General features: G+C 55.6%; 16 protein-coding genes. 1 reads left to right on the top strand and 15 read right to left on the bottom strand.

The genetic code is table 11. From position 1 onward, the window contains the following. Positions 1 to 70: 70 nt before the first annotated feature. The 13 genes from HNR65_RS03680 to HNR65_RS03620 form a co-directional block, all read right to left on the bottom strand. Positions 71 to 826, bottom strand: coding sequence for a succinate dehydrogenase/fumarate reductase iron-sulfur subunit (locus HNR65_RS03680; protein ID WP_181550119.1), 756 nt, complete (start codon positions 824 to 826; stop codon positions 71 to 73). Beyond that, complete coding sequence (locus tag HNR65_RS03675; protein WP_181550118.1) at positions 827 to 2,740, bottom strand: fumarate reductase/succinate dehydrogenase flavoprotein subunit; 1,914 nt, start codon at positions 2,738 to 2,740, stop codon at positions 827 to 829. 14 nt (positions 2,741 to 2,754) lie between these two features. Further along, positions 2,755 to 3,399 (bottom strand): succinate dehydrogenase cytochrome b subunit, encoded by a 645-nt coding sequence (locus HNR65_RS03670; RefSeq protein WP_181550117.1) that lies wholly within the window; start codon positions 3,397 to 3,399, stop codon positions 2,755 to 2,757. Positions 3,400 to 3,499: 100 nt separating this feature from the next. Next, positions 3,500 to 4,369, bottom strand: a complete 870-nt coding sequence (gene sucD, locus HNR65_RS03665; protein ID WP_181550116.1) for a succinate--CoA ligase subunit alpha — start codon at positions 4,367 to 4,369, stop codon at positions 3,500 to 3,502. Positions 4,370 to 4,483: 114 nt separating this feature from the next. After that, a complete protein-coding gene (gene sucC, locus HNR65_RS03660) occupies positions 4,484 to 5,641 on the bottom strand; it encodes an ADP-forming succinate--CoA ligase subunit beta (protein WP_181550115.1) in 1,158 nt (385 codons plus the stop codon). 18 nt (positions 5,642 to 5,659) lie between these two features. Continuing rightward, positions 5,660 to 7,693, bottom strand: coding sequence for a pyruvate carboxylase subunit B (locus HNR65_RS03655; protein ID WP_181550114.1), 2,034 nt, complete (start codon positions 7,691 to 7,693; stop codon positions 5,660 to 5,662). 78 nt (positions 7,694 to 7,771) lie between these two features. Then, positions 7,772 to 7,981 carry a hypothetical protein gene (locus HNR65_RS03650; RefSeq protein ID WP_181550113.1) on the bottom strand — a complete coding sequence of 70 codons (210 nt, stop codon included), beginning with the start codon at positions 7,979 to 7,981 and terminating at the stop codon, positions 7,772 to 7,774. 14 nt (positions 7,982 to 7,995) lie between these two features. Then, positions 7,996 to 9,549 carry an acyl-CoA carboxylase subunit beta gene (locus HNR65_RS03645; RefSeq protein ID WP_181550112.1) on the bottom strand — a complete coding sequence of 518 codons (1,554 nt, stop codon included), beginning with the start codon at positions 9,547 to 9,549 and terminating at the stop codon, positions 7,996 to 7,998. Further along, the gene (meaB, locus tag HNR65_RS03640) at positions 9,546 to 10,544 is read right to left on the bottom strand and encodes a methylmalonyl Co-A mutase-associated GTPase MeaB (RefSeq protein ID WP_181550111.1); all 999 of its coding nucleotides are present in this window, start codon (positions 10,542 to 10,544) and stop codon (positions 9,546 to 9,548) included. Before meaB ends, HNR65_RS03645 begins: the two co-directional genes overlap by 4 nt. A 1-nt stretch (position 10,545) precedes the next feature. Beyond that, a complete protein-coding gene (gene scpA, locus HNR65_RS03635) occupies positions 10,546 to 12,666 on the bottom strand; it encodes a methylmalonyl-CoA mutase (RefSeq protein WP_181550110.1) in 2,121 nt (706 codons plus the stop codon). A 50-nt stretch (positions 12,667 to 12,716) separates the two neighbouring features. Beyond that, positions 12,717 to 13,118, bottom strand: a complete 402-nt coding sequence (gene mce, locus HNR65_RS03630; protein WP_181550109.1) for a methylmalonyl-CoA epimerase — start codon at positions 13,116 to 13,118, stop codon at positions 12,717 to 12,719. 694 nt (positions 13,119 to 13,812) lie between these two features. Next, a complete protein-coding gene (locus HNR65_RS03625) occupies positions 13,813 to 16,149 on the bottom strand; it encodes a GspE/PulE family protein (protein WP_181550108.1) in 2,337 nt (778 codons plus the stop codon). Positions 16,150 to 16,202: 53 nt separating this feature from the next. Further along, positions 16,203 to 16,454, bottom strand: a complete 252-nt coding sequence (locus HNR65_RS03620) for a hypothetical protein (protein WP_181550107.1) — start codon at positions 16,452 to 16,454, stop codon at positions 16,203 to 16,205. 200 nt (positions 16,455 to 16,654) lie between these two features. Between HNR65_RS03620 and HNR65_RS03615 the strand changes: the two genes are divergently transcribed. Beyond that, positions 16,655 to 18,211, top strand: a complete 1,557-nt coding sequence (locus HNR65_RS03615; RefSeq protein ID WP_181550106.1) for a bifunctional GNAT family N-acetyltransferase/carbon-nitrogen hydrolase family protein — start codon at positions 16,655 to 16,657, stop codon at positions 18,209 to 18,211. Here HNR65_RS03615 and HNR65_RS03610 read toward each other — a convergent pair. Together HNR65_RS03610 and HNR65_RS03605 are read right to left on the bottom strand one after the other, a co-directional pair. Further along, the gene (locus tag HNR65_RS03610) at positions 18,208 to 20,097 is read right to left on the bottom strand and encodes an ABC-F family ATP-binding cassette domain-containing protein (RefSeq protein ID WP_181550105.1); all 1,890 of its coding nucleotides are present in this window, start codon (positions 20,095 to 20,097) and stop codon (positions 18,208 to 18,210) included. The genes HNR65_RS03615 and HNR65_RS03610 overlap by 4 nt on opposite strands. 20 nt (positions 20,098 to 20,117) lie before the next feature. Next, complete coding sequence (locus tag HNR65_RS03605; RefSeq protein ID WP_181550104.1) at positions 20,118 to 21,515, bottom strand: sigma-54-dependent transcriptional regulator; 1,398 nt, start codon at positions 21,513 to 21,515, stop codon at positions 20,118 to 20,120. Positions 21,516 to 21,522 lie beyond the last annotated feature (7 nt).

Genomic DNA, 21,522 nt, shown 5'->3' with positions numbered 1-21,522 from the left:
TGTTGATCAAAAAAGAACTCTTTTATCCACATTTTCCGATCTATAACACGGCTTTGGGAAAAATACAAATCTAGGACAATGCCGCCTTGATAAACTCCCGGTTCATCCGGGCGATTTCCCGGATGGAAATGCCCTTGGGACACTCGGCCTCGCATTCGGCCTCGTTTGAGCAATTGCCGAATCCCAGCGTATCCATGGCCCGCACCATGGACAGGGCCCGTTTTTTGGCCTCTGGGCGGCCCTGGGGCAAAAGTGCCAGATGAGAGATCTTGGCCCCGGCAAACAGCATGGCCGACGCATTCGGGCATGCGGCCACGCAAGCCCCGCAGCCGATGCAGGCCGCGGCATTAAATGCTTTTTCCGCATTATCTCTGGGAACGGGGATGGCATTGCCGTCCTGGGGGCCGCCGGCATTGATGGATATATAGCCGCCGGCCTGGATGATCTTGTCCAGGGCGCTTCGGTCCACCACAAGATCCTTGATCACCGGAAAGGCCCGGGCTCGCCAGGGCTCAATCACGATGGTGTCCCCGTTCTTGAAATGGCGCATGTGCAGTTGGCACAGGGTGGTCTCTGGCATATGCCCGTGAGCCCGGCCGTTGACAACAGCCCCGCACATCCCGCAGATGCCCTCCCGGCAGTCATGGTCAAAGGCAATGGGTTCGATGCCCTCTGTGGTGAGCTGCTCATTGACCACATCGAGCATTTCCAGAAATGACATGTCTGTTGAAATGCCTTTGGCCGGATAGGTTTCCAAAGATCCCCGGGGATTGTTTTTATGCTGACGCCAGACCTTGAGGGTCAGGTCAATGGTTTGGGTACTCATTTACTTGTAGCTCCTCTGGGTCAGTTCCACGTTTTCAAATTCAAGAGGCTCGGTGTGCAGCACGGGATCTGAATCCGCGCCCTGGTATTGCCAAACCGATACGTGGCAGTAGTTGTCATCATCGCGCAGGGCCTCATGGTCCTCTGTCTGGTAGGCCGTATTAAAATGGCACCCGCAGGACTCCTTGCGTTCCAGGGCGTCTGTGACCATCAACTCGCCGAATTCCATGAAATCCGCCACCCGGCCCGCATTTTCCAGGGCCTGATTCAAATCGGCCGCATCTCCGGGTACAGTAACGTTTTCCCAGAATTCCGCCCGCAGCTCGGCGATCATCTGCTTGGCTTTTTTCAGGCCTTCTTCCTCCTTGGCAATGCCGCAGTAATCCCACAAAATCTTGCCCAGGGTCTTGTGAAAATCCGCCACTGTGCGTTTTCCGGACACGGAAAGCAGCTTGTCCACCTGGGACTGAATCTGCGACCTGGATTCCGCAAATTCCGGGGCCGAGGCATCCACGTCCGGCAGTTTCGTGCCGGCCAAATAACCGCCGATGGTGTAGGGAATGATAAAATAGCCGTCTGCCAACCCCTGCATCAGGGCGCTGGCACCCAGCCGGTTGGCTCCGTGATCGGAAAAATTGGCCTCGCCCAGTGCAAACAGCCCGTCAATGGTGGTCATCAGGTTATAGTCCACCCAAAGCCCGCCCATGGTATAGTGCACGGCCGGATAGATCTTCATTGGCGTCTGATACGGATCTTCTCCGGTAATTTTCTCATACATCTCAAACAGGTTGCCGTATTTGCCGGCAATCACGTCCCGGCCGTCTCTGGCGATGGCATCAGCAAAATCCAGATACACGGCAAGGCCGGTTTCGCCCACGCCCTTGTCCATGTCGCACTGCTCCTTGGCGTTGCGTGAGGCCACGTCCCTGGGCACCAGGTTGCCAAAGCTCGGATATTTCCGCTCCAGGTAATAGTCCCGTTCGGACTCGGGAATCTGCCCGGGCGGCCGCTTATCCCCGGGTTCTTTGGGCACCCAGACCCGGCCGTCGTTTCTCAGGCTTTCGCTCATGAGCGTGAGCTTGGACTGATAGGTGCCATGCACGGGGATGCAGGTGGGATGAATCTGGGTAAAGCAGGGGTTGGCAAAATGCGCCCCTTTTTTGTAGCACCGGTATGCAGCCGTGACATTGGACGACATGGCATTGGTGGACAGGAAATAGGCATTGCCGTAGCCGCCGGTCGCCAGCACCACCGCGTCGGCGCTGTGGGATTCCAGTTCTCCGGTAACCAGGTTGCGCACCACAATGCCCCGGGCCTTTCCGTCTACAACCACCACATCCAGCATCTCGCGCCTGGGAAAAATCTCGACTTTTCCGGTATTGACCTGGCGCATGAGCGAACTGTAGGCCCCGAGCAGCAATTGCTGCCCGGTCTGGCCCTTGGCGTAGAATGTGCGCGACACCTGGGCGCCGCCAAAGGAGCGGTTGTCCAGCAGTCCGCCGTATTCCCGGGCAAAAGGGACACCCTGGGCCACGCACTGGTCGATGATGTTGACGCTGAGCTGGGCCAGGCGGTAGACATTGGCCTCCCTGGCCCGGAAATCGCCGCCCTTGACCGTGTCATAAAACAGCCGCCAAATGCTGTCACCGTCATTGGCGTAATTTTTGGCTGCATTGATCCCGCCCTGGGCCGCAATGCTGTGGGCCCTTCTGGGGGAATCCTGGATGCAGAAGTTTTTGACGTTATAGCCCAGCTCGGCAAGTGTTGCCGCAGCCGACGCCCCGGCCAGCCCCGTGCCCACAACAATGATGTTGAACTTCTTTTTATTGGCCGGGTTGACCAGTTTGAGCTCGAAACGATGCCGGTCCCACTTGTCCTGCAAGGGCCCGGCCGGTATTTTGGATTCAAGTGTCATGTACCACCCCTTTTTTATAGAACAACCATACGGATATAAACCGGAACAAAGAAAAAACCCACTGCAGCGCCAATGGCAATCACGATGCCGATTGTCTGGATCAGGGGCATGTATTTTTCGTTATTTAACCCCAGGGTCTGAAACAGACTCCAGAAACCGTGCCGGATATGAATGCCCACCAAAATCACGGCTGCCATGTAGATCAAGGCAAACAGCCCGTTGTTGAAGGTATCCAGGGCCGCGTCCCAGGGTGTCTGCACCGCATGATCAATAAAATGAAACTGAGACAAATGCAGGATCACAAACAACAGGATCAGAAATCCGGTATAGGGCATGGTGCGCGAACCAATGGTGCGCCCCCCGGCGGTTTTATCGACTGCGTAGCGCGTGGTGCGCGCCCCGCGGTTCTGAAAAAACAGAATCGTGCCGGTGCTCACATGAATGACCGCCAGGGCCAGCAGCACCAGTTCCACCACCACAATGATGGGATCTAAGGTGTGCAGGGTTTCCACGTATGTCAAAAACGCGTCCTTGCCGAAATAAAAAGTCAGGTTTCCAGCCAGGTGCATGAGGATAAACCCCACAAAGCCGAAGCCGGTGACCGCCATGAGCAGCTTTTTGCCGATGGCGGTGGAAATGTTTTGTGCAAACCAGTTCATGTCATCCGCTCCCGGATAAAAAATAATCAATGTTTGGGTTGAATAAACATCATTGCAGACCTTGATGGATCAGCCCATTCAGGCTATCAGATCAACTATATTAAAACACTTTGGCGCAAAGCTCGCCGATGCGGCCGAGGTTTTCACACACGTGCACGCCGGCGGCTTTCAACGCCTCGACCTTGCCCTGGGCCGTGCCCGTGCCCCCGGAAATAATGGCGCCTGCATGGCCCATGCGCCGCCCCGGAGGGGCGGTCATTCCGGCAATGAAGCTGACCACCGGCTTGGACATCTTTTCCTTGATAAATTGCGCAGCCTGCTCCTCGGCGCTGCCGCCGATTTCGCCCACCATGACCACGCCCTTTGTCTCAGGGTCTGCCTCAAACGCGTCCAGACAATCGATAAAATTGGTGCCGTTAACCGGATCACCCCCAATGCCGATGCAGGTGGTCTGGCCGATGCCCTGGGCGGTTAACTGGTAGACCACCTCGTAGGTCAGGGTCCCGGAGCGCGATACCACGCCGATGGGACCGCCGGCCTTGTGAATCGGGGCGGGCATGATGCCCACCTTGGCCTCCCCCGGGGTGATGATGCCCGGGCAGTTGGGACCGATCATGCGGCACGGCTTTGATTTGAGATAGTGTTTGACCCGCATCATGTCCAGTACGGGAATGCCCTCGGTGATGGTGACAATCACGTTCACGCCCGCGTCTGCGGCCTCCATGACAGCGTCTGCGGCAAATGGCGGGGGCACGAAAATCAGGCTGCAGTTGGCACCGGTCTCGGCCGCGGCAGCAGCCACAGAGTTAAACACCGGCACTTCGTCCATTTTTTGCCCGCCCTTGCCCGGGGTCACACCGGCCACCACATTGGTGCCGTATTCAACGCACTGCCGGGCATGAAACTGCCCTTCTTTTCCGGTAATCCCCTGCACCACCACCCGGGTATCTGCATCCACGAATATACTCATATGGGTTTCCTCAGCTGATTGCATTCACTATTGATCATCATGAAGAACACCAAACCGGTCATTTTTCCGGTTTTTTCTTCATGACCTTCATGTTCTTCATGTTTGATTCGAAATTTATACCAGTGCAGCCACTTTCTCCCCGGCATCAGCCAGATCCCGGGCTGTTTGTATCTCCAGTCCGGATTCGGCAAGGATTTGACGGCCCTCTTCCACATTGGTGCCTTCCATGCGCACCACCAGGGGCACGTCAATCTGGGTGTTTTTGGCCGCCTTGACAACACCCTCGGCCAGCACATCGCAGCGCAGAATTCCGCCGAATATATTGATCAAAATGGCTTTGACCTTTCTGTCAGACAAAATAATCCGAAACCCGTTTTCAATCATTTCCGCGGTGGCTCCGCCGCCCACATCCAGGAAGTTGGCGGGCTCGGCACCGGCCAGCTTGATGGTGTCCATCACCGCCATGGCCAGACCCGCGCCGTTGACCATGTTGCCAACGGTGCCGTCAAGGTTGATGTAGTTGAGGTTATACTTGGAGGCTTCCACATCCAGGGGGTCTTCCTCATCCAAATCGCGCATTTCCGCCACATCCTTCTGACGGTAAAGCGCGTTGTCATCAAAATTGATTTTGGCATCCAGGGCGATTAACTCCTGATCCCTGGTGATCACCAGGGGATTGATTTCCACTAAGGAGGCGTCTTTTTCCATCAGCAGCTTATAGAGCCGGGTCAGCATTTGGGAAAACGGCTTTAGCAATTCCTTTCCCAGGTTTAACCCGAAAGCCGCCTGCCGGCAGTGGTAAGGATAGATGCCAGACAGGGGATTGACATACACCTTGATGATTTTCTCAGGTGTCTCAGCGGCCACGGTTTCAATATCCATTCCCCCGGCCTCGCTGGCCATGATCAGCACCTCGGCCGATTCCCGGTCGGTCATCAGGCTCAGGTAAAGCTCCTTTTCAATCTCCAGTCCGCTTTCTATGAGCACCCGTTTGACGGGCTGACCTTCAGATCCGGTCTGGGGGGTGACCAGATTCATGCCGATGATATCTCCGGCATATTTTTCCACTTCAGCCAGATTCTTTGCAATCTTCACACCCCCGCCCTTGCCCCGGCCGCCTGCATGAATCTGGGCCTTGACCGCCACGGGAAATGCGCCCAGGGTGCCGGCTTCGGATTTGGCCGCATCAGGGCTGTCAGCCACCGCGCCCCTGGGAATGGGTATCTCGTACTGGGAAAACAACTGCTTGGCCTGGTACTCGTGTATCTTCATAAGTCATTTGCTCCGTTTTTATGCAATCACGCAAAGCACGTCGTTTTTGGCCACTGAATCGCCTTCGGAAAAACCAATGGCCTTGACCGTTCCGGCCACGGGCGTTGTCAGGGAGTTTTCCATTTTCATGGCCTCCAGAATCACAACAGTGTCGCCTTCGGCCACGCTGTCGCCTTCTTTTTTCTCATAGCGAATCACCGTGCCCGGCATGGGCGCCTTGATGGGATGGCCCTCAACGGAAGGAGCTGCTTTTTTATCCGGCGCTTCGGCCTTTTGCCCGGCTGCTTCGGATTTCTGCGAAGAAGGTGCCGGACGGGCCGCAGGTGCTGCCTGACCGCCCGCCCTGCGGGGGCCCGCCGGTGCTGCAGCTGCCGGCTGGGGCGCTGCGGTCACAAAGGGCATGCCCGTATCTTCAACCGCTACCTCAAATTCCTCGCCGTCCACAAAAACATTGAATTTGCGAACATTGTCGCCTTCCGGGGCCTGGCCCTTTTTCTCGGCTTTTTCCAGCACGTCCTTGAGTTCACCGGTGCGCACTTTGCGGATCAGGTCCTCTTCCTTTTTGGCCTCTTCCAGGGTCCTGGGCTTCAGGGAATCCGGCGGGGTCTCCAGTCCGTACTTGTATTTCAGAAATTTCTTTCCAGTGACCGGATACAGGGCATAGATAAGCACGTCATCAATATCTGTGGTAATATCCCTGACCGCCTCTTTGGCAGCTTCCAGTTCCGGCTCCAGGATTTCCGCAGGCCGGCATTCAATGGGTTGCTCGCCCCTGGGATAGCCCTTGAGGGCCTTTTTCTGAACCTCGGGATTGACCCCGGCCGGGGTCTTGCCGTACAGACCATAGCACAGGTCCTTGACCTGGGAGGTGATCATCTTGTAGCTTTCGTTTTCATCGTCAAACAGCACGTTGTTGACCGTCTGGATGCCCACGATCTGGCTGGTCGGCGTCACCAGGGGCACCTGGCCCAGGTCCTTTCTGACCTTGGGCAGCATCTTGTAGACCTCGTCAATGCGGTCCAAAGCATCCATTTCCCGCAGCTGGTTGACCAGGTTGGAAAGCATTCCCCCCGGGGTCTGGTGCAGCAGGACATTGATGTCGATCACCGAAACCTTGGAGTCGTCCAGCAGATACCTGTACTTGGGCAGAATGTCTCTTTCCAGTTTCTCGTTGATGGCGGCCAGGGCACGGATATCAAAGCCCGTGTCCCGGTTGGTGCCCAGAAGCGACATCACCATGGGCTCGATGGCCGGATGCGAGGTGCGGTAGGCATAGGGGGTCATGCAGGTGTCAATGATGTCCACGCCCGCCTCAATGGCTTTCAAATGCGTCAAAGGCGCCATGCCCGAGGTGAAATGGCTGTGAAGATGAATCGGCGCCTTGACGTTTTCCTTTAACGCCTTGATGAGTTCAAATGCGTCATAAGGAGACAGCAGACCCGCCATATCTTTGACACAGATGGTATCCGCCCCCATTTCTTCGAGTTCTCTGGCCTTGTTGAGATAATAGTCGATATCGTAGACCTCACCGCCCATGCGCGGCTCGGTCATGGAATAGCAAACACATCCCTGGAAATGCTTGCCGCATTTCTTGATCACCTCGACCACGGTTTCAAAATTGCGGAAATCATTTAACGCGTCAAAGGTGCGGAAAATGTCCATCCCGTTTTCCGCGGTCCGGTCCACAAAGGCCCGGGCCACGTCATCGGGATAATTTCGGTAGCCCACCAGGTTCTGGCCGCGAAGCAGCATGGAAAAAGGGGTTTTCTTGATATAGCGCTTCAGAGTGCGCAGCCGCTCCCACGGGTCTTCGTTTAAAAACCGGTGCATGGTATCAAACGTGGCCCCGCCCCAGACCTCAACGGCCCAGAAACCGATATCGTCGATCATTTCCGCCACAGGGATCATGTCCTCGGTACGGCCGCGGGTGGCAAACAGCGACTGGTGCCCGTCACGCAGGGTCAGATCCTCGATTTTAACCGGATTGGCCGCCTTGGGGCGATCCGCGCCGTATTTGACTTCAGTCTGCTTGAGTTCATGGTGTTCGGTCATACCCAGCTCTCCTCGCCTTATGGATTAATTTTCGCAATGAATGGTTTCATATATTTTCAGATCGTTACGCAAACGCTGCTAAAATACCTTCATCTGGACCATGGTCCGCATCTGCATCTGTGCCTGCCGGCCGCTCAAAGCCCACGGGCTCACATAACCGTCCGGCATCCGGGCCTGACCCTGATCGGCGGCCTGCTGCCAGCCGGTTTCAGCTTCTGCCTGCGCGGCCTTTTCGCAGTCCAGATAGTGCAGCACTGCGGCAAGTGCGGCCTGTTTTTTCTTTTCCATCTTCAACCCCCTTGTTATGCCGGAATATTGCCGTGCTTTTTCGGCGGCAGGCTCTGACGCTTGGTGCACAGGATTTCCAGGGCCTCGATAAGCCGCGGCCGGGTTTCACTGGGCACAATCACGTCATCGATATATCCGCGGTTTGCGGCCACGTAAGGATTGGAAAACAGATCCCGGTATTCCGCCACCTTTTCCTTGCGCGTGGCCACCGGATCTTCTGCATTGTCGATGGTTTTGCGGTAGATAATATTGGCCGCCCCTTCAGCACCCATGACCGCGATTTCCGCAGACGGCCAGGCAAAGGCCATGTCCGCGCCCAGGTGTTTGGAACTCATGGCAATATAGGCCCCGCCGTAGTCCTTGCGCAAAATCACCACCAGCTTGGGCACCGTGGCCTCGGAATAGCACCACAGCAGCTTGGCGCCGTGCCGGATGATGCCCCCATGCTCCTGGTCGCTGCCGGGCATATAACCGGGCACATCCGCAAAAGTCAGCAAGGGAATGTTAAATGCGTCACAAAACCGGATAAACCGGGTGGCCTTATCTGAGGCGTCAATGTCCAGGCACCCGGCCAGAAACTTGGGTTGGTTGGCGATAATGCCGATGGTCCGGCCGTTTAGCCGGGCAAAGCCCACCACGATGTTTTTGGCGTAATGCTCATGGGGCTCGAAAAAATCGCCGTTGTCCACGATTGCGGCAATCACATCCTTGACGTCGTAGGACTGGTTGGAATCGGCCGGGATAATCGTGTCCAGGCGTTCATCGCGCCTTTCCGGATCATCGCCGGTATCGGCCGCAGGCGGGTCCTCCATGTTGTTGGCCGGCAGATAGGACAGCATGTCCCGGATACGCTCAATGGCGTGCTCATCAGAGTCACAGGCAAAATGGGCCACCCCGCTTTTTTCATTGTGGGTGGTGGCACCGCCCAGGTCCTCAAAGGAAATTTCCTCTCCGGTGACGCTTTTGATCACCTGGGGACCGGTGATAAACATGTGGCTGGTCTTTTTGACCATAAACACCCAGTCGGTCATGGCCGGCGAGTAAACCGCACCGCCGGCGGTGGGTCCCATGATGGCCGAAATCTGGGGAATCACGCCGGAAGCAATGGAATTTCTGTAAAAAATCTCGCCGTAGCCGCGAAGGGCATCCACACCTTCCTGGATGCGCGCCCCGCCCGAATCATTGAATCCCACCACGGGAACCCCGGATTTCATGGCCAGATCCATGATCTTGCAGATCTTGCTGGCATGCATCTCGCCCAGGGTGCCGGCCCTTGCCGTAAAATCCTGTGCAAAGGCGAACACCGGCCGGCCGTTGACACGGCCATGGCCGGTGACCACCCCGTCGGAGGGAACGTCGACTTCATTCATGCCGAAATTCACGCACCGGTGCTTGACAAAAATATCAATTTCCCGGAACGTGTTGGCGTCAAAAAGATGTTCCAGCCGCTGCCGGGCGGTTAACTTGCCCTTTTCCTGCTGCTTGGCAACGGCCTTTTCGCCTCCCATTTCCCGCATGCGGGCTTTTTTTTCAAGAAGCTCCTTGATCTTGTCCGAAACTCCGCTCATATCTGTGTCCTTTCATGTTCGTGCGTGACCAGGTCCAGCAGCTGTCTGGCTGCGGCCATGGCCGTTGTCTCCCCGTCTTCAAGGCGCCGGGTGAGTTCCGGCAGAAGGGCCCGAACTTGTCCGAGCCCGTAAAACCAGTCTTTGAGTCCCTGCTCCACAAGAAATTCAAACCATTGCCGGGCCTGTTCCCGGCGTCTTCGCTCAAGGGCCCCTGAAGCCTGCATCTGCTTGCGGTGAGAAAGCACCGTATCCCAAATCTCATCAATACCGGTCATTTCAAGGGCGCTGCAGGTAAGCACCGGCGGCTGCCAGGAATCGCTCCTGGGGGCCATCATGTGCAAAGCATTTTCATAGTCTTTTCTGGCCTTTTCCGCCCGGAAAAAGTTTTCACCGTCGGCCTTGTTGACCGCAATGGCATCGGCCAGCTCGATGATGCCGCGCTTGATACCCTGGAGTTCATCTCCGGCACCGGCCAACAGCAGCACCAGAAAGAAATCCACCATGGAAGCCACGGAAAACTCGGACTGGCCCACGCCCACGGTTTCCACCATGACCGCATCGTATCCGGCCGCCTCCAGCACGAGGATGGTTTCCCGGGTCTTTCGGGCAACACCACCCAGGGTCCCGCCAGATGGCGAGGGCCGGATAAAGGCCTCAGAATTGGCGGCCAGTTTTTCCATGCGGGTTTTATCCCCCATGATGCTGCCGCCGCTTTTGGCGCTGCTGGGATCAACCGCCAAAATGGCCACCTTCCGGCCTTTTTCAATGAGCCGGAGGCCGAGGGTTTCAATAAAGGTGCTTTTGCCGACGCCCGGAACACCGGTAATGCCCAGGCGCACCGCCTGGCCGGTATACGGCAGCAGGCCGTCGAGCACCTGGTAGGTCAATTCCCGGTGGCCGGGCAGTGCGGATTCAATCAAGGTGATGGTCTTGGAAATCGCCTTGCGGTTTTGCGCCCGCACTCCATCGATATAGTAGGCGGCATGTTCAGGCATATTATTTCAGGGCGTTTAATACCTGGTTGGCCGAATCGGTCACCATGGTACCGGGGCCGAAAACCTTGGCCACACCGGCCTTATACAGAAAATCATAATCCACCGGCGGGATGATGCCGCCGACGACCACCAGCACGTCTTCTGCACCCTGCTTCTTAAGTTCCTCGATCAGTTGAGGAACCAGGATCTTGTGGGCGCCGGCCAGACTGGAGACGCCCACCACATGCACGTCGTTTTCCACCGCGATCTTGGCGGCTTCCTCCGGGGTCTGGAACATGGGGCTTAAATCCACGTCAAAGCCCAGGTCCGCATATGCCGTGGCCACCACTTTCACGCCCCGGTCATGGCCGTCCTGCCCCATCTTGGTCAGCAGAATCCGGGGACGGCGGCCTTGATTTTCGGAAAATTCATCCACGCGCTTGCGGATGGCGGCAATGATCTCGTCATCCTGGTATTCCCCGGCATACACCCCGGAAATGCACTGAGTGGTGGCCACATATCGGCCAAAAACCTTTTCCATGGCCTCTGTGACCTCCCCGACCGTGGCCCGGGCGCGGATGGCGGGAATACAGGCTTCGAGCAGATTGCCGCCGGATTCAGCGCAGTTGGTCAGGGCCTCCAGGGTGCGGCGGACCTCGTTTTCATCGCGCGTTTCCCGGATTTCGTTTATCCATTTGACCTGCTCGTCGCGAACGGATTCGGAAATCTCGCGCACCGCGATTTCGGTTTCTTCCTCCACCGGATATTTGTTGACCCCGATGATCACGTCCTTTCCCTGATCAATGCGGGCCTGGCGGCGGGCAGCGGCCTCCTCGATGCGCATCTTGGGCATGCCCTCCACAATGGCCTTGGCCATGCCGCCCAATTCCTCGACTTCATCGATAATGGCGCGGGCCTGTTCGATAATCTCGTTGGTAAGTGATTCCACGTAATAAGAACCGCCCAGGGGATCGACCACACTGGTGATCTGGGATTCCTCCTGGATAATCAGCTGGGTGTTTCTGGCCACCCGGGCGGAAACGTCCGTGGGAAGGCTGACCGCCTCGTCAAACGCATTGGTGTGAAGCGACTGAGTCCCGCCCAGAACCGCTGCCAGTGCCTCCAGGGTGGTGCGGATGATGTTGTTGTAGGGATCCTGCTGGGTCAGGCTCCAGCCCGATGTCTGCACATGTGTGCGCAGCATGGTGGAGCGCGGATCCTTGGGATTGAACTGCTTCATCAAATCAGCCCACAAATAGCGGGCAGCCCTGAGCATGGCGATCTCCATGAAAAAGTTCATGCCCACGCCAAAGAAAAAGGACAGGCGCGGAGCAAACGAATCAATCTCCAGGCCGGCATCCAGGGCGGCGCGCACGTATTCCAGCCCGTCTGCCAGGGTAAAGGCGGTCTGAAGCACCGAGTCCGCCCCGGCTTCCATCATGTGATAGCCGCTGATGCTCACGGTGTTGAACTTGGGCATGTTGGCCGAACAATATCCAACGATATCCGAGACGATCCGCATGGACGGATCCGGCGGATAAATGTAGGTGTTGCGGGTGAGGTATTCCTTTAAAATGTCATTCTGAATGGTACCGGCCAGTTTTTCCTGGGAGACGCCCTGCTCTTCGGCCGCCACGATATACCCGGCCAGAACCGGCAATACTGCGCCATTCATGGTCATGGACACGGTCATTTTGTCCAGGGGGATCTCATCGAACAAGATCTTCATGTCCTCCACCGTATCCACGGGAACGCCGGCTTTTCCCACATCACCGGTCACCCGGGGGTGATCCGAGTCATATCCCCGGTGGGTGGCCAGGTCAAAGGCCACTGACAGCCCCTTTTGCCCGGCTGCCAGGTTGCGCTTGTAAAACTCGTTTGACTCCCGGGCAGTAGAAAAACCGGCATACTGGCGGATGGTCCATGGCCGTCCTGCGTACATGGTCGCCCGGGGGCCGCGGACAAACGGAGAAAATCCCGGCAGGGTGTTGACAAAATCAAGTCCTTCAATATCTTCAGCCGTGTACAAAGGATTTAGAGTAATGCCTTCAGGGGTTTTCTTTTCCAGGGATTCAACCGGCTTGTTTTTCAATTCCTTTTTGGCAAGATCAATCCATCTGGGTTTTTCGGGATGTTCGGCCATGTTGCTCTCCGTTGTTTTTGATTCGTGGATGGTATTGTCTGATAATCTTTTTATCTCTCTGAGAGTTCCACCAGCACCCCGCCCGTGGCCTTGGGGTGAATAAAGGCGATTTTGGCCCCGCCGGCGCCTATACGCGGTTTTTCATCAATGAGTTTTACGCCTTTTTCCCTGAGTTCGGCCAGTGCGCCCTCAATATCATCGACCCGGAAGGCGATGTGATGGACGCCCTGCCCCTTTTTCTCGATGAACTTTGCAATGGGGCCGTCTTCGGCCGTGGATTCCAGCAGCTCCACCTCGCTTTTGTCCACAGGGAAAAAAGCGGTTTTGACCTTTTGTTCGGTCACGGTTTCCTCGCCCTCAAAAGGCAGGCCCAGAATGTCGGACCAGAAGGTTTTGCTTTCCTGATTGCTGTTGACAGCCACGCCGATGTGATCAATGTGCAGTACTTTCATGATGCGTACCCCGCAATATGTGTTTGGTTCCGGTGGGAATTCATACGGCTTTGCTGCATGCCGGTTTTCCTGTATTCTTTTGTGTATGTAAGTGTTACTTACCTTAACTGCGTTATAATACCAGCCAATCGGGCCTGTCAAGTATAATCCGAAGCCAAAACAAATTCGGGGGTAAATTTTTTTTGGCTCCAGGGAAGGAAGCCCTGCGGTCGGGGGCAGTTTTTTCGCTCCTGACCATTTTTGCGGATTCAACAAATGCCTTCGCTAAAATTTCAAAAACTCGGCCTGTCGGCCTCAGACAATTTGAAATTTTCACGCTTCGGCATTTGTTGAATCTTTCCGCAAAAACGCTCAATGTCGCTTCGAAAACATCCCCCGCCCTTGGACTTCCTTGGCAGCATTCCCAATGACTGCAGCCAGGACCAAAAATGAACAGCAACTTTTTTGAAGTGTTTCAGACAGTTCCAATGAAATTCCTTTTTTTCCGCTATACCGAAATTGTACTGCGTTACCCTGACGGGGACGCGGAAAAGCGGGTTTCCGAGCGGAAATTGAGTCTCCGGGAGGCTCATGAAGCGAGGAAACTCCCTTTTCGTGCCGCCGATCAGCCAAGTTGCTTATGGATTTCCTTTCTGCAAAAATACTGCTGCAGCGGAATAAACAGCTTTTTATGAAATCATCGTTTTTTCTAAGGTCAGGACAAACAGGTCCTGCGCACCTGTGTCAGGTCGCATTGTCCGGCAAAAACCTTGGCAACCCCGTCCTGAAACAGTGTGGTCATGCCCCCGGCAACGGCATGCTCCCGGATCATGGGACCCAAGTGCCGACCCGGGGGCCGGGTCTGGATCATGTCCCGGATCCCGTCGGTGACAGAAAGTAGTTCAAAAATCCCGATCTGCCCTTTGTATCCGGTATGGCTGCATTCCGGACATCCGGCTGCGGCATAAAGCCTCAGGTCTTTGGAATACGCAATGCCCAGATCCCGGGCAAAAGCGGCTTTGCCGTAGAGGGATACCAATTGATCATATTCTTTGCGTCCCGGATGCCTGGCCTGCCTGCATCGGGTGCAAAGGGTTCTCACCAGGCGCTGGGACAAAATGCAAATCAACGCCTCTGCAAGATGAAAGGCATCTGCATCCATGACAACAAGCCGGGCCAGGCTCTCAGGAGCGCCCGGACCAGTAAATCCTGATAAAACCAGATTGCCGGACAGGCATGCAGAAACAGCCGCGTTGGCGGTTTTGCCGTCCGGTATATCGTCAATTAAAATGCTGTCGGCATCTGCTAAAACAAATGACTCCAGGGCTGCAGCATAATCATAGCTGGCCGTCGGCTCCACCCGGACCTGCCGAATCCCGGGCTGGAGGATTTCCAGGTGTTTTTCCGCGGTCCAGATCTTTTTTTCTTCTGCGTTGATTTGCGCCAAAGCTGCGTGCAGAGTGGTGGTTCGCCCGGATTTCGGGGGGCCGGAAACCAGGATCAGCCCGTGAGCATGTTCAAGCGCATGTGCAAACGCCTGCCAGGTATTTGTGCCAAGGCCCAGGGCGTCGATGGGCATGGGCGCTGCCGCAGGCTGCTTGCGCAGCACAAGATCCTCCCGGCCGCCTGCAGTGGCAATAATGGTCACCTGAAAAACCGCATCCCGGCCCTCTTCTGCCTGAAACCGCAACCGGCCATGCTGATGGGGACCCGTCCGGGCAATATCCAGGCCCGCCATGGCCTTGACCCGCAACACCAGAGCCTGATACAGGCTGTCTGAAATCGTCTGACCAGATGCACAAACCCCGTCAGTCCGAAAGCGCACCTGGATTTCCATTTGATCCGGCTCCGGCTCGAAATGGATGGCAGAAGCGCTCCGCCTGCGGGCTTCTGCCAGGAGATTGCGCAGAAATTCGGTCACTTCAGGACTTTTTTCAGTCAACAAAGCGCTCTTTTCATCCCCTTGGTCCACCGACCCGGAGGCGGTCAGAACATGGGTTTGCAGAGACCCGGCCGGCCGGGATTGCATGTCGGTCGCCAAACGGAGCATGTTTAAAACATCTTTTTTCATGGCCACGGCCGCACGAACCGTGTAACTGGAAAACTGTTCCCGGATCATCGCAAGGCATTCCAGGTCACCCGGGTCAGCCATGGCCACAAGCAGATCCCCGTTTTCAAAACCCGCCGGAACGCATCCCTGTTTTTCCATCATGCGGGTATCCAGACCTGCGATGATATCGGCCGGCAGATCCATGTCATCGCTGTATTCCACGGCCGGCAGGTTGTAATACCGGCTCAAAGACTTTAAGACATCGGATTTGTCGATCTCCAGATCTTCGACAAGGAAGCGCTCCACCGGTTTGTTGCGCTCCCTGGCGGCAATGACGGCATCATCGAGCTCTTCCCGGGTGATGATATAATTTTCCAGCAGCAGATCAAACCGGCCTTTGAGCCGGGCGGTCATCTGCTGCTGCTTGTACAGGGCAATACCCAGGATGGTGGCCAGTTCGGAAAGCTTTTTTTCGTCCCCGGCTGAAAAGGACCCTCCCTTTTTGCGGTTAATAAGCTGAATGGCACCCAGCACAACGGATTGAAAAACAATCGGGGCGGCCAGCACCTGGCGGGTTTCAAAACCGGTTTTCTCATCCCAGGACCGGTCAAAACCCAGTTCCGGGTCAATGCCGGCCAGTTCGGCGCTGTCATATACGTTGCTGATGTTGACCATCTGCCGGGTCACCGTGCAGTAGCCCGCAATGCTTTGCTTGTTGACAGGAATACGGATTTCATTGATCTCGTCGCCGGACTTGAACCTGGAGACCAGTTCCCGTTGGATGCCGTCGATGTAGTAAATGGTGATGCGCCGGGCCCCCATGATTTCAACAATCTCGCCGGCCGCATCAATGAGGATGCCGTCAATATCGGCGGCCGCATACACCGCATTGCTGATTTCCTGGAGTTTGCTTCGGTAGGCCACTTCCGATTTCAAATAACAGGCATCGGCTTTCTCATTTTTTTTTCCGGACTTCATGTTAAATGGCTTAACGTTGTTCATTGTTTTTTTCCCGATGTCTCTGAAAACCGATTTGATCAAACCGCGCAAAAAATTTAGCCGTCGGTGTCTTCCCGCGTCTGCCGGAAACGGTATAATTTCTGAATTCCGCCGCCGGCCAGAATAATGGCCATGAGATAAAAGGCAATGTGCAAAAAGATCCGGACAGAGTCAAAATGCTCAATTTCGGCAACCTGCTCCATGATCAGGGGAATCCGGAAGAAAAAGGCAACGCCCATCAACAGCAGGGCCGCACCCCAAACAAGTTGAATCATTTCCTGGCCCGACATCTGGCGGCGATTTGACATATGCTTAATTTTTTCCTTAAATATTTTTTATTATGGACATGGGATCTTATTCCTATTATATAGCCGGATTCGTCCGGTGTGTCAACTTGCATGAAATCGGGCAGGTTAAGATGATTTTTTGCCCCTGCAGAAAGGATTTCCGGCACGGCACGGCCCGGAACTGAAACAAAAGCCAAAAGCAACAGCCCAAAAGGAACAGCATGGATAGCACCAGTCAAACATCTGAACACAAACTCAAACTTCGTAATTTAATCACGCGGGACTACCCGGATGTCAAGGAAATCATGGACCGGGTCTATCCCGACAAGATGGGGGCCTGGGACAGAAGTGAATTTCACACCCTGATCCACCGGTTTCCCGAGGGCCAGATCTGCATCGAGGACAAGGGAAAGGTGGTAGCCGCAGCGCTTGCCATCATTGTCAACGCCGATATTTACGAGGAAAAGCACTCTTACGACGATGTTATCGGCGGCAGCCGCATCAGCGGCCATGATCCGGCCGGAGACGCCTTATACGGCATCGACATATTCGTCCATCCCGACTACCGGGGCCTGCGCCTGGGCCGGCGCCTTTATGACGCCAGAAAGGAACTCTGCGAGGAACTAAATCTCAGGGGCATCATTTTTGGCGGCCGGATTCCGGGCTATGACGAGTATCATGAGGAACTCACCCCCCAGCAGTACATCCAGAAGGTCAAAAACAACGAAATCTATGATCCGGTGCTGTCCTTTCAGCTGGCCAATGATTTTCACATCAAGAAAATTCTGAAAAACTATATTCCCGAAGACAGCCAGTCGCGCTCCTACGGGGTGCTGCTGGAATGGAACAACATCTATTATGAAAAAAAGCGAAAGCTGTTCGGCGGCAGAAAAGCCTATCCCAGAATCGGCGTGGTGCAGTGGCAAATGCGCCCCTTTGCTTCGTTTGATGATTTTATCCAGCAGGCGGAATTTTTCGTGGATGCCGTGGCCGGCTATAATTCGGATCTGGTTTTGTTTCCCGAGATGTTAAACGCACCGCTTCTGCGCAATTTCAACCAGGAGAACCCGGCCGAGTCCATGCGGTCGCTGGCTGAATACACCGAGCCGCTCAGAGAATCGTTTCTCCGGATGGCCCTTGCCTACAACATCAACATCATTGCCGGCAGCGTGCCGGAATACGCCGGCGAACACCTCTACAATGTCTCCTATCTCTGCCGGCGCGACGGTACCTGGGATGCCCAGTACAAGCTCCACATCACCCCGGACGAGTCCCTGTACTGGGGTTTGCGGGGCGGCAGCGACCTGCGGGTGTTTAACACGGACATGGGCAAAATCGGGATTCTGATCTGCTATGACATTGAATTTCCCGAATTATCCCGCCACTTGGTGGACAAAGGAATGAACATCCTGCTGGTGCCCTACTGGACAGATACCAAAAACGCCTATCTGCGGGTGCGCAGATGCGCCCAGGCCCGTGCCATTGAAAACGAATGCTATGTGGCCATATCCGGCAGCGTGGGCAACCTGCCAAGGGTGGAAAACATGGACATCCAGTATTCCCAGGCCGCAGTGTTCACGCCATCGGACTTTGCCTTTCCCCATGACGCCATTGCCGCAGAAGCCACCCCCAACACGGAAATGACGCTGATGGTGGACCTGGACCTGGATTTGCTAAAGGAGCTGCGGCAGCAGGGAAGCGTGCGCAACCTGCAAAGCAGAAGAGAGGATCTCTACAAGATTCTCTGGAAGCCGGAGGAAGAGGATTTGATTTTTTAAAAGGGCCGCTGGTTGTCGAGTTGTTCCATTTGCGCGTCAAATTCCGCCCGTTTGGCATCGGCTTTGGCCGACAAGGATTCAAGGCGTTCAAAACCGGCATCAATGTTTTGCCGGCACTCATGCAGAGCCCGGGACAGTTCGGCGATCTCCCGGCCCCCGCCGTTTATCGAAGCTTCCTGCATCCGGGCGTTTAAATCCCCGAGCTGCTGCTCCCATTGGACAATATCGTTTTCAACCGCTTCGATCTGATCTTCCACGGGCTTTAGGGCCCGGCTTTTTTCCGCCACAATTTTTGAGCGCAGGCGGCGGTAATCCTTTTTGGAGATCTGGCCGGCACAATCGGCTTTTTGCGCCGGGTCCTGCCGCCGGCCGGCGGCCGGCTCGTCCTCCTCCCACCCCACATTTTCCAGAAAACGCTGATATGTGCCGTCAAACACCTCGATGCCCCCGCCCTGGAAAACCACCAGGCGCCGGGCCAGAGCATGGAGAAACATTTCATTGTGGGTGACCATGACCACGGCCCCGTCAAATGCGTCTATGGCAGCCAGCAATGCGTCACACGACTCCATGTCAAAATGATTGGTGGGCTCGTCGAGCAGCAGGAAATTGGCCGGGGCGGCCAGCAGCCGGCCGAGCATGACCCGGCATTTTTCCCCGCCGGAAAGCACCCGGATTTTTTTCAGGGCCTGATCGCCCTCAAAAAGCATGGCCCCGCAGATGCTGCGGGAGGCCTGGCGGCCCATGTCCGGGTTGGCCGCCATGATTTCTTCCTCCACTGTGCGCTCATCGGATAAGGTGTGGATATTGGTCTGTTCAAACAGGCCCTTGACCGCGTTGGGATGATTTTCAATCCGGCCGGCATGCGCGGCCAGTTCCCCTGCCAGAAGACGCAGCAGGGTGGTTTTGCCCGCCCCGTTTCTGCCCATGATGCAGATCCGCTCATCCGGGGCGATGGTCATGGAAAAATCGTCAATCAGGCAGGCGGCCGGCTCACTGGCTTGTCCGCTGTTATAGGAAAATGCGAGATTTTCCGCCTGAAGCATGTATTTTCCCGTAAAGCCGGGGCTGTTAAATGAAAAATCCAGGTTTTTGGCCTGCTCCAGTTTTTCCTTTCGGGTCAGCTTGGAAAGGGTCTTGACGCGGGACTGCACAAGGTTGGCCAGGCGGGCCTTGGCCCGAAACCGGCTGATAAAGCGCTCGATGTCTTTTCGCTTGCGCTCGTCATTCTGCCGGGTTTTTTCATACACCTCTTCTTCCTGGGCAATCTGGGTATAGTATTTTTCCGTGTTGCCGGCGATCTTTTTGATTTTTCTGCGGTGAATCCCGGCGATATGGGTGGCCACACCGTCCATGAAGCTCCTGTCATGGGTGATCAGAAAAACCTCTCCCGGCCAGTTGACCAGAAACTGGCGGATCCAGCGGATGGAAGTGATATCCAGATAGTTGGTGGGTTCGTCGAGCAAAAGCATGTCCGGTCGGGAGACCAGCACCTTGGCCAGGTTGAGCCGAATCTGGTAGCCACCGGAAAATTCAGCCGGCGCCCGGCCCATATCCGCCTGGCAGAACCCGAGGCCGGCAAGGATCTTTTCCACCTCCCAGTGGGCCTCTGACCGATCCGCCGGCAGGCCGCGCATGCCTTCTTCAAGCACCGTGGGTGCGGAAAATATAAGCTGCTGGGCCACATGACCGATCCGGTAATTTCTCGGCCGGGAAATGCTCCCGGCATCCGGGGTCTCATCTCCGATAATCAGCCGAAACAGGGTGGTTTTGCCGTGCCCGTTTCTGCCCACCAACCCCAGGCGCTCGCCGGCATGGACCCGAAGGCTCACGTCATCAAACAACACGTGACCGCCGTAGCTTTTGTTCAATCCCTCAATATTGATCATTTGAAAAAACTCTTTTAAGGCTATTCCGGTTTTTCGATTCCCAGCTTGCTGCACCGGTAGCGGAAAGAGCGGAAGGTGATGCCCAGCAGTTCAGCGGCCTTGTGCTTGTTGCCGCTTGTGCAGGAAAGCGCCTTTTCCAGGTAGGCCCTCTCGATTTGCTCCAGGATGCTGTCGAGAAACACGCCCTTGGGCACTTCATCAAGGTCAAACCGCCGGTTTTCAATCCCCTCGATCCAGCGGCGCTTGTGAATGGAAAGGGAAAGGTTGTCGGGCAGCAAAATATTGGTGCTCGACAGTGCGACGCTTCGCTCAATTAAATTTTCAAGTTCCCGGATATTTCCGGGAAAATCATATTTATGAAGCAAATCAACGGCATAGGAGGAAATCTTGGTCATTTCCTTGCCCGCATCCCGGGCGTATTTTTCCAGAAAATGCTGGGCAAGCGCCCGCAGATCTCCTTTTCGCTCCCGCAAGGGCGGCACCTTGATTTCCACCACGTTGAGCCGGTAGTAAAGATCCTCCCGAAACCGGCCGGCAATGACTTCTTCTTCAACCTGCTTGTTGGTGGCTGAAACAATGCGGATGTCCACGCACAGGTCATCATTGGAGCCAACCGGCTTAAAGGAACGCTCCTGGACCACCCGCAGCAGGCGCACCTGCATGGGAAGGCTTAATTCGCCGACTTCATCGAGAAAAATGGTGCCGGTGTGGGCGGCCTCAAACAGGCCCTTTTTGTCCTGGGAAGCACCGGTGAACGCCCCTTTTTTATACCCGAAAAACTCGCTTTCCATCAGGCTTTCCGGAATGCTGCCGCAGTTGATCACCACAAAGGGCCTGTCACTGCGGCTGCTTTGATTGTGGATGGCCCGGGCAATGAGTTCCTTGCCGGTGCCGCTTTCCCCGGTGATCATCACGTTGGTGCGCGTGGGCGCAATTTGCTCGATGACCTCGTAGATATGCATCATCCTGGGACTGTTGCCCACAAGGAGCCCGAAATGCATACTCTGCTGCAGTTCGTCATCAAGCAGTTTTTTTTCATCCGAAAGGGTCTTGAGTTCCAGAGCCTTGGCAACGGTTTGCTTTAACTCATCATTGTCAAAAGGCTTGGGCAGGTAATCATAGGCCCCCTCGTTCATAGCCTCCACCGCGTTTTCCGCGGTGGCATAAGCGGAAATCATGATGACCACTGTATCCGGATTATCTGCCTTGGCACGGCGCAGCACCTCCAGGCCGCTGATGTCGCCCAGCCGGATGTCGCACAGGACCAGGTCATAGGCATTTTCATCAACCATGGCCTTGGCCCGGCGTCCGCTTTCAGCCGTATCCACCCCGTAGCCTTCGGCACCAAGCATGATTTCCAGAAACTCTCGCATGCTCAGCTCATCGTCAACAATGAGCAATGTGGCTTTTTCGGTCATAACAACA

Source organism: Desulfosalsimonas propionicica (assembly GCF_013761005.1).
GTDB lineage: Bacteria > Desulfobacterota > Desulfobacteria > Desulfobacterales > Desulfosalsimonadaceae > Desulfosalsimonas > Desulfosalsimonas propionicica.
The sequence above is the reverse complement of the archived record's forward strand: the minus strand, read 5'-3'. Positions and strand labels throughout refer to the sequence as shown.